Raw genomic sequence first — 7754 nt, 5'->3', positions numbered from 1 at the left:
GTCTCGACAGGCTCGACCGACGTGGGCGGCTACCCTGAGGCTCATGTCCCCCTCCTTCGACGGCCCGACGCCGACGGCCGCCCCCACGCCGTTCGTGCCGACCCCGCCGTCCGACGTCCCCGCGCGCCGGACCTACCTGCTGGTCGACGGCGAGAACATCGACGCCACGCTCGGCATGAACGTGCTGAACCGGCGCCCCGACCCGCAGGAGCGCCCGCGGTGGGACCGGGTCACCGGGTTCGCGCAGAAGCTGTGGGACCAGGAGGTCGTGCCGCTCTTCTTCCTCAACGCCAGCAGCGGGCAGATGCCGATGGCGTTCGTGCAGGCGCTGATGGCGATGGGCTACAAGCCCATCCCGCTGGCGTCGTCCGGCACGGAGAAGGTGGTGGACGTCGGCATCCAGCGCACGCTCGACGCGCTGGCCGACCGCGAGGGCGACGTGCTGCTCGCCAGCCATGACGGCGACTTCCTGCCGCAGATCGAGGCGCTGCTCGGCACCGACCGCCGGGTCGGCCTGCTCGCGTTCCGTGAGTTCGTCAACGGGCAGTTCGCCCAGCTCGCCGACCAGGGGCTGGAGACGTTCGACCTCGAGGGCGACGCCGACGCCTTCACCGCCCCGCTGCCGCGCGTGCGGATCATCCCGCTCGACGAGTTCGACCCGCTGCGCTACCTCTGACCGCCCGGCCCCGTCCCGCCCGGCGGGGCGGGGGCGGGAGGCACGGCGTCGGCGGGAGGCACGGCGTCGAGCGATCGCTCGATGCGCGCCGCTGCGGCGATCCCCCACAGTGCCGCGACGCCGCCCAGCAGTGCGAGCACCAGCGGCACCCAGGCGAACCCGGTCAGGACGACCACGAGCAGCACGACCGCCCCGACGGCGATCCGCAGCGCATCGGCGTGCGTGGCGACCCAGCGCGCAAGGCGCCCGTCGCCACCGGTCGCCGTCAGCACCCACGGCCACCGGTCGCCCGCGCTAGCCAGCCATCGCGGGCTGCCCACGAGGAGCGCGCCGACGACGGCGGCGGCCCCGACGATGCCCACCAGCCAGAAGATCTGGTGCAGCCCTCCCGTGACCGAGTCGTACAGGACCCCGGCCACGTGCCGCCCGTCGGGCTGGCGCGCCACGTCCACGACCGTCGATCGCAGCTGCGCCACCGCGGCGGCGGTGAGCACGAGGCCGGCCACGACCCCCAGCCCGAGCTGGACGGCCCCGCGGCGCGTGCTCGGGGCGACGGCAAGCGTCGCGGCGGCGAGCAGGATCGTCACCACCACCAGCACGACCACGACCCGGTCGATGTCGCGCACGGTGCCCTGGACAAGGTCGAACGTCTCGCGGTCCAGGAGCTTCACCCTGCCGACGTCGTCCGGGATCCGTGAGCCGAGGGCCTCGCCCAGCTGGGCCCGGGCCTCGTCGGCCTTGTCCGAGAGGTTGTCCGGCAGCGTGACCTCGGGGAGCATGTCGCCGAACTCCCCGAGCACCTCGCGCAGGGCGTCCGCGACGATCGGCACGGTGTTGAGCATCACCGCGTCGTCGGTGAGGTAGACGTTGGGGTAATCGTCCACGTCGCCGCGCGCGATCCCGATCGCCGCGGCGTGCGCGCGCCCCACGAGCTGCGGCAGGCGCTCGGCGAACGCGTCGGACGTCACGAGCCGGTCCACGATCTGCCGCACGCGCCCCTCGAGCCGCTCCACGACCACCGGGGTGAGCGACGCCAGCGACGGCCGGTCCACGCGGCCGAGCAGCCCCTCCAGCAGCGGCCGGTCCGCCGCGTCGAGCTGGGCCGTGAGCGCGCCGGCGACGACCTCGTCGAGCTGTTCCAGGCGCGTCGAGACCCGGTCGTCGAGGTCGAGTGCGTCGAGGACCTGGTTGCTCACGGTCTCGCTCAGCGCGTCGTAGAGCGCGGGGTCCTCGAGGGCCGGCTCGACGGCGGCCATGAACCGGTCGTTGTCGAAGACCGTCTGGTGCGCCCACAGTGCCACCGACGACGCGACGAACAGCAGCGAGGTGATCACCACCAGCGCTCCCGCGACCCAACGGCGCGCGGCCCCACCACGCTTTCCGTCGCCCGGCACCCTCGTCGCGCTCTGGCTCACCCGGGAACGACCTCCCTGCTCATGCCGCGGTTCCGCGGTCGACGCCGAGTCTAGGGAGCGGTGGCGGCTTGCGCCCGCCGGCGGGCTCGGCCCGTGTCAGGCCCGCAGCTCTCGGTACAGCGGCGTCGCGTACCCGGGCGTGAAACCGACGCCGCCGAGCAGCCCGCCGATCCGCGCGGCCTCCGCGGCGACGGATGCCTCGGCGTCGGCGCCGACGTCCTCGAGCAGCCGCCACACGACCTCGCCGTCCGGCCGCACCGTCCACGCGCCGACGATGCGCCCCTGCCACCAGATCGTCGCGCCCGCGTTCCCGGCGCTGTCGAAGAGCTGCTCCCGGTGCGGCCCGAGGTACCAGTCGCGCGCCGTCCATCCCATCGTCGTGGGGTCGAGGGTCGGCAGGAGGGCGACGTGACCCTCCACGACGTCGTCCACGGCGGGATCCAGCGCCGCGTCCAGGTCGGTCGAGCGCAGCATCATGCCGTCGGCCACGACGGGCGCCGCGCCGGGCGGCCCGACCTCGAGCTCCACCTGACGCACGTCGAGGGCCGCGACCGCGCGCCTCGCCTGGCCGAGGCTCCACCCCGTCCACCACTTCAGGTCGGCCACCGTCGCCGGCCCGAACGCCTCCAGCCACTGCCGGGCGAGCTCGACGCGCGCCGCCTCCTCGTCCGTCTCCGGGATGCCGCCGGGGAACCAGTCGGTCATCGGGGACCACACGTGCCGCGGCGACGACCACGCCCCGCGCGGCTCGCCCCGCACGACGCTCCCCTCGGCCGAGAGCACGGCCAGCAGCGGCGACGTCATGGTGCGGCGCACGTCCCACGCCTTGGCGGTCGTGGGCAGGAACGCGGTGCGCAGCAGGGGCGCCGCCCGCGACAGCTGTGCGCCGTCCAGCGGCCCGTGGGTGACGAGGGCCTCGTGCACCTGCGCCTCCGCCGCCGCCAGCAGCGCCTCCGGGTCACGGACCGGCGGGTCGGTGGGCAGCGTCGCGAGCTCCTTGAGCAGCCGGGCGCGCAGCCGCCCCGCCACCGTGAGCGCCGCCGCGGCGTGCACCACCGGCACCGTCTCGCGGCGCACGACGAACATCGTGCGCCGCATCCCCAGCACCTTGACGAGGCTGCGCCGCACGAAGAGCGCGTCGCGCACGTCGTCCAGCGTCAGCCCGGGCACACGCGCGAGCACCGCCAGGTGCACGCTGGGGGCGTCGGTCGCGTGCAGCGCGACGAGGCGCTCCGTCACGTCCTCGGGGGTCGTCGCCTCGGGGCGCCCGGGGCGCCCGACGCCGAGCGCGAGCTGGTGGACGACGAGCCGCCGTCGCCGTTGGTCCGCCGTGATCCGCACCCGCCCATCCTGCCGTGCGGCACCGACAGCCGCGGCGTCCGAGCCGCCGGGAGCAACGTCCAAGGGTCTTCCCAGGCGTCTCTCAGAACCACGGCCCACCATGGAGTCATGAGCGCACCCGAGGCACGTCTCGTCGTCGTCGACGACGAGCCCAACATCCGCGAGCTGCTGTCCACCTCCCTGCGGTTCGCGGGGTTCGAGGTGCACGCGGCGGCCGACGGCAACGGCGCGCTGCAGCTGGTGCGCGACGTCGAGCCCGACCTCGTGGTGCTCGACGTCATGCTGCCCGACATGGACGGCTTCACCGTGACCCGCCGCATGCGCTCCACCGGCCGGCACACGCCCGTGCTGTTCCTCACCGCCCGCGACGACACGCAGGACAAGGTGCAGGGCCTCACCGTGGGCGGCGACGACTACGTCACCAAGCCGTTCAGCCTGGAGGAGGTCGTGGCCCGCATCCGCGCCGTCCTGCGCCGCACGCACGCGGGCGAGCCCGAGGACGACGCCGTCGTGCGCGTCGGGGATCTCGAGCTGGACGAGGACTCGCACGAGGTGCGTCGTGCCGGCGTCGAGGTGGACCTCTCCCCCACCGAGTTCAAGCTGCTGCGCTACCTCATGCTCAACGCCGGCCGCGTGCTGTCCAAGGCGCAGATCCTCGACCACGTGTGGCAGTACGACTGGGGCGGCGACGCGAACATCGTCGAGTCCTACATCTCCTACCTGCGCCGCAAGGTCGACAACCTCACCGTCGCCGGGCCCGACGGCGAGGACGTCGCGCTGCCCCCGCTCATCCACACCAAGCGCGGCGTGGGCTACCTGCTGCGGGCGCCGCAGGCGCCGCGATGAGCACCCGCCCGCCGTCCGGCACGACGGCGCAGGACGTGGCGCCCGGCGCCGGCCCGGGCACCGCCGGTCTCGCCGCGCCGACGGACGCCGCGACGTCCCGCGCCGCGGCGACCGGCGACGGGCCGAGCGGCCGACGCTGGGGCTGGCTCGAGCGCGTCCCGCTGCGCACGCGGCTCGTGACCATCACCGTGCTGCTGCTCGCCGCGGGGCTCATCCTGGCAACGGTCGTCACGCGGACCGTCGTCTCCGGCTACCTCGTGGACCAGGTCGACCAGCAGCTCGCGCAGTCCGCGGAGGAGGTCGCCAACTTCACCCTGCGGCAGCCCGAGGCGCCGACCCCGCGGGGTCCGACCGACTACGTCGTCGTGATCCGGGACGAGAACGGGCAGAGCAGTCAGGACCCGTACGCCTGGCCGCAGACGCTGGCCCGGTTCGGCACCCCCGACATCCCCGCCGAGACGCTCGACGAGCTCCAGGACAGGCAGGGCAAGCCGTTCACCGTGGACTCGACCGGCGGGTCGACCCCGGCGCAGTGGCGGGTCGTCCCGTTCGTCTACTCCGCGGGCGGGCAGGTACTGGGCGAGGCCTACGTCGCGCTCCCCCTGGCCGGCGTGCAGGAGACGGTCGCGTTCCTCACCCGGTCGCTGCTGCTGTCCGGGCTGGGCATCGTGCTGCTGGGCGGCGGCACGGCGCTGCTGCTGGTGCACCGGTCGCTGCGGCCGCTGCGACGCATCGAGGTGACGGCGGCCGCGATCGCCGACGGTGACCTGTCCCAGCGCGTCCCGGAGCACCCGCCGACGACGGAGGTGGGCTCGCTCAGCCAGTCGCTGAACACGATGCTCGCGCACATCGAGCGGGCGTTCTCCGCGCAGGAGGAGTCGGAGCGGCGCATGCGGCGCTTCGTGTCCGACGCGAGCCACGAGCTGCGCACGCCGCTGGCCACGGTCAAGGGCTACGGCGAGCTGTACCGGATGGGCGCGCTCGACACGTCGGACAAGGTGGACGACACCATGGGCCGCATCGAGGACTCGGCGCGGCGGATGAGCACGCTGGTCAACGACCTGCTGGTGCTCGCCCGGCTCGACGAGGGGCGCCCGCTGCGCCGCGAGGACGTCGACCTCGCCGCGATGGCGCGCGACGCCGCCCAGGACCTGCACGCCCTGGACCCCACGCGCGAGGTCGCGGTCACCGGCCTGCCCGGCGACGCTCCTGTTCCCGCGTCCGTGCAGGTCACGGGCGACCGGGACCGGCTGCGGCAGGTGCTGACCAACCTGGTCGGCAACGTCTCGCGGCACACCCCGGCCGGTTCGCCCGCCGAGATCGCGATCGGCCGTACGCCGACCGGTGGCGCCGTGGTCGAGGTGCGCGACCACGGACCGGGCATCCCCGCGGAGGCGGGCGCGCGGATCTTCGAGCGGTTCTACCGCGCCGACTCGTCGCGCAACCGCGAGTCCGGCGGCTCCGGGCTCGGGATGGCGATCGTCGCGGCCATCGTCGGCGCGCACTCCGGCCACGTGTCCGTCGTCGACACGCCCGGCGGCGGACTCACGGTCCGGGTGGAGCTCCCTCCCGCCGAACCGGCGTCGCCGTGAGCGAATCGCAGGGTCGAAGGGTCCACTGTCGGACGACGGTCGTAACCTGTCGGTGAGTGCGGCAGAATGCACGGGCCGCAGCACCGTCCGACAACCGAAAGCCGATAGCGATGGGCGTGATCAGCGCCGACGCACCCGCCTGGTTCCTCTCCGCCTTCGTCCGTGCCGCGCACGGGGCGGGGACCACGGCTGACGGCGACGCCGTCCGCGCCGTCGGGACCGACCTCGTCGGCCGGTGGTCCGCACCGGACCGCCGATTCCACAACCTCCGGCACCTCGCCGACGTCCTGCACCGCGTGGACGAGCTCGCCGAGGAGACGCACGAGCCCGACCTCGTCCGGCTCGCGGCCTGGTACCACGGCGCGGTGTTCGACGCCACGCGCAAGGTGGCCGCCGCCACCCAGGGCGGGGAGCAGACCACGTCGAGCGCGGACCTGGCCCGCACCCAGCTCACCGAGCTGGGCATCCCCGCGGGCCGGGCGGAGCGGGTCGCGCAGCTCGTCGACTCCCTGGCCCGGCACAAGCCCCTGCCCAAGGACGTCGACTCGGCCGTGCTCAACGACGCCGACCTCGGCATGCTCGCCACCGAGCCGCAGCGCTACCGCGAGTACATGGCGGACGTCCGCGCGGAGTACGCGCACATCCCGCTGCCGGACTACCTCGACGCCCGCATCCGCGTGCTGACCAAGCTGCTCAAGCGGCCGTCGCTCTACTGGAGCCCGATGGGGGCGGCGTGGGAGGAGCCCGCGCGCCAGAACGTCGACGCCGAGCTGCACCGGCTGCTCAAGGAGCGCGCCAAGCTCGACGCCCAGACGCCGGCCGGGCCCGAGCGCTCCTGACCCGCCACCGTCCCCCGTGACGCCTCCGGTCGTCCACAGGCTGTGGACGACGCGCCCTGTCGGGGGCCCACCGCGCCTAGCGTCGTCGTCGGCATCCCGGTCCCGGGTGACGACGACGAAGGAGGACACGTGCGGTACGAGGTCGACAGCGAACGGGTGGCGCAGGCGAGCGCGGCGGTCAACGGGTCCGTGGCGGCGATCCGCTCAGAGGTGGGCGCCATGATGCGCCACCTGCAGGACCTGCAGTCGAGCTGGCACGGCAGCGCCGCGACGTCGTTCGCGGGCGTCATGGGCCAGTGGCAGTCGACGCAGACGCAGGTCGAGGCGGCGCTCGACGCCGTGACGGCGGCGCTGTCCTCGGCGTCGCGCACCTATGCGGACGCCGAGGCGCAGGCGACCCGCCTGTTCGCCCATTGACGGAAGCTTCCGGTCGAGCCTGTCGAGACCCGGGCGGGTCTCGACAGGCTCGACCGGAAGCGCGCGCAGTGTCGCGGTTCACGTCCCCGCGACCGCCCGGGCGGCAGGGAGCCCCTGCGGGTGCGCCTACCCTCGTGTAGTGGCCACCTTCTCCGCCGTGACACGGCAGCACCTCCTCCAGTCGATCGCCGAGTACGACAGCCGGGGTGCCGCGAACTTCCTCGGCGTCTACGGCTACCTCCCGTCGGGCGACATGTTCGACCACGAGGGCGCCCGGTACGACGCGGCCGCCGTGCTCGGCGTCGCGCACCGGTACGCGACCGGCCGCGCCGCGACCACCGACGAGCTCACGAGCGGCAAGGTCGACACCATGGCGTTGCTGCACAAGCGCGGCTTCGACGTGCCCGCGCCGCCTCCGGCGCCGGCGCCGTCCGCGGTGCCGGCGAAGCGCCGCGCTCCCCGGACGGCAGCGCCTCGCAAGCCCGTCGTGCCCGAGCCCGAGCCGGCGATCTGCCCCACCTGCTCCATGACGCTCCCGGCGACGGGCATCTGCGACGACTGCGGCTGAGCCCCCGCGCGCCGGCCAGGCGCGCGACCCGATGAACGACGACGGCGGCCGGTCACCCCT

Annotated in this window: 8 protein-coding genes; 6 read left to right on the top strand and 2 right to left on the bottom strand. The window is 74.3% G+C overall.

Features of this window, described 5'->3' with window-relative positions; translation table 11 throughout:
- Window positions 1-43: 43 nt before the first annotated feature.
- On the top strand, window positions 44-676 hold the full coding sequence (locus ABD254_RS14185) for an NYN domain-containing protein (RefSeq protein WP_425553797.1): 633 nt from the start codon (window positions 44-46) through the stop codon (window positions 674-676).
- On the opposite strand, the gene ABD254_RS14180 is transcribed toward ABD254_RS14185, so the two are convergent.
- Window positions 667-2091 carry a hypothetical protein gene (locus tag ABD254_RS14180; RefSeq protein WP_344249067.1) on the bottom strand — a complete coding sequence of 475 codons (1425 nt, stop codon included), beginning with the start codon at window positions 2089-2091 and terminating at the stop codon, window positions 667-669. The genes ABD254_RS14185 and ABD254_RS14180 overlap by 10 nt on opposite strands.
- A 96-nt stretch (window positions 2092-2187) precedes the next feature.
- Window positions 2188-3432, bottom strand: a complete 1245-nt coding sequence (locus ABD254_RS14175) for a winged helix DNA-binding domain-containing protein (protein WP_344249066.1) — start codon at window positions 3430-3432, stop codon at window positions 2188-2190.
- A 108-nt stretch (window positions 3433-3540) separates the two neighbouring features.
- Here ABD254_RS14175 and ABD254_RS14170 point away from each other — a divergent pair, with 108 nt between their 5' ends.
- From ABD254_RS14170 to ABD254_RS14150, 5 genes are all read left to right on the top strand, one after another.
- Window positions 3541-4278 (top strand): response regulator transcription factor, encoded by a 738-nt coding sequence (locus ABD254_RS14170; RefSeq protein WP_344249065.1) that lies wholly within the window; start codon window positions 3541-3543, stop codon window positions 4276-4278.
- On the top strand, window positions 4275-5870 hold the full coding sequence (locus ABD254_RS14165; RefSeq protein WP_344249064.1) for a sensor histidine kinase: 1596 nt from the start codon (window positions 4275-4277) through the stop codon (window positions 5868-5870). The genes ABD254_RS14170 and ABD254_RS14165 overlap by 4 nt, the downstream gene beginning before the upstream one ends.
- 110 nt (window positions 5871-5980) lie before the next feature.
- On the top strand, window positions 5981-6709 hold the full coding sequence (locus ABD254_RS14160; protein WP_344249063.1) for an HD domain-containing protein: 729 nt from the start codon (window positions 5981-5983) through the stop codon (window positions 6707-6709).
- A 129-nt stretch (window positions 6710-6838) separates the two neighbouring features.
- Window positions 6839-7126 (top strand): WXG100 family type VII secretion target, encoded by a 288-nt coding sequence (locus ABD254_RS14155; protein WP_344249062.1) that lies wholly within the window; start codon window positions 6839-6841, stop codon window positions 7124-7126.
- 139 nt (window positions 7127-7265) lie between these two features.
- Window positions 7266-7694, top strand: coding sequence for a ScoMcrA-related endonuclease (locus ABD254_RS14150; RefSeq protein ID WP_344249061.1), 429 nt, complete (start codon window positions 7266-7268; stop codon window positions 7692-7694).
- Window positions 7695-7754: the final 60 nt, after the last annotated feature.

Origin of the sequence: Isoptericola hypogeus, from assembly GCF_039531145.1 — a bacterium.
GTDB classification, from domain to species: domain Bacteria; phylum Actinomycetota; class Actinomycetes; order Actinomycetales; family Cellulomonadaceae; genus Isoptericola; species Isoptericola hypogeus.
Note: the sequence above shows the minus strand (reverse complement) of the source record. Positions and strands in the feature narration are given on the sequence as shown.

Excerpts from the sequence above, each read along its gene's own strand:
- ABD254_RS14170 (WP_344249065.1), top strand. The coding sequence starts at position 3,541 with ATGAGCGCACCCGAGGCACGTCTCGTCGTCGTCGACGACGAGCCCAAC.
- ABD254_RS14185 (WP_425553797.1), top strand. The coding sequence starts at position 44 with ATGTCCCCCTCCTTCGACGGCCCGACGCCGACGGCCGCCCCCACGCCG.
- ABD254_RS14160 (WP_344249063.1), top strand. The coding sequence starts at position 5,981 with ATGGGCGTGATCAGCGCCGACGCACCCGCCTGGTTCCTCTCCGCCTTC.
- ABD254_RS14165 (WP_344249064.1), top strand. The coding sequence starts at position 4,275 with ATGAGCACCCGCCCGCCGTCCGGCACGACGGCGCAGGACGTGGCGCCC.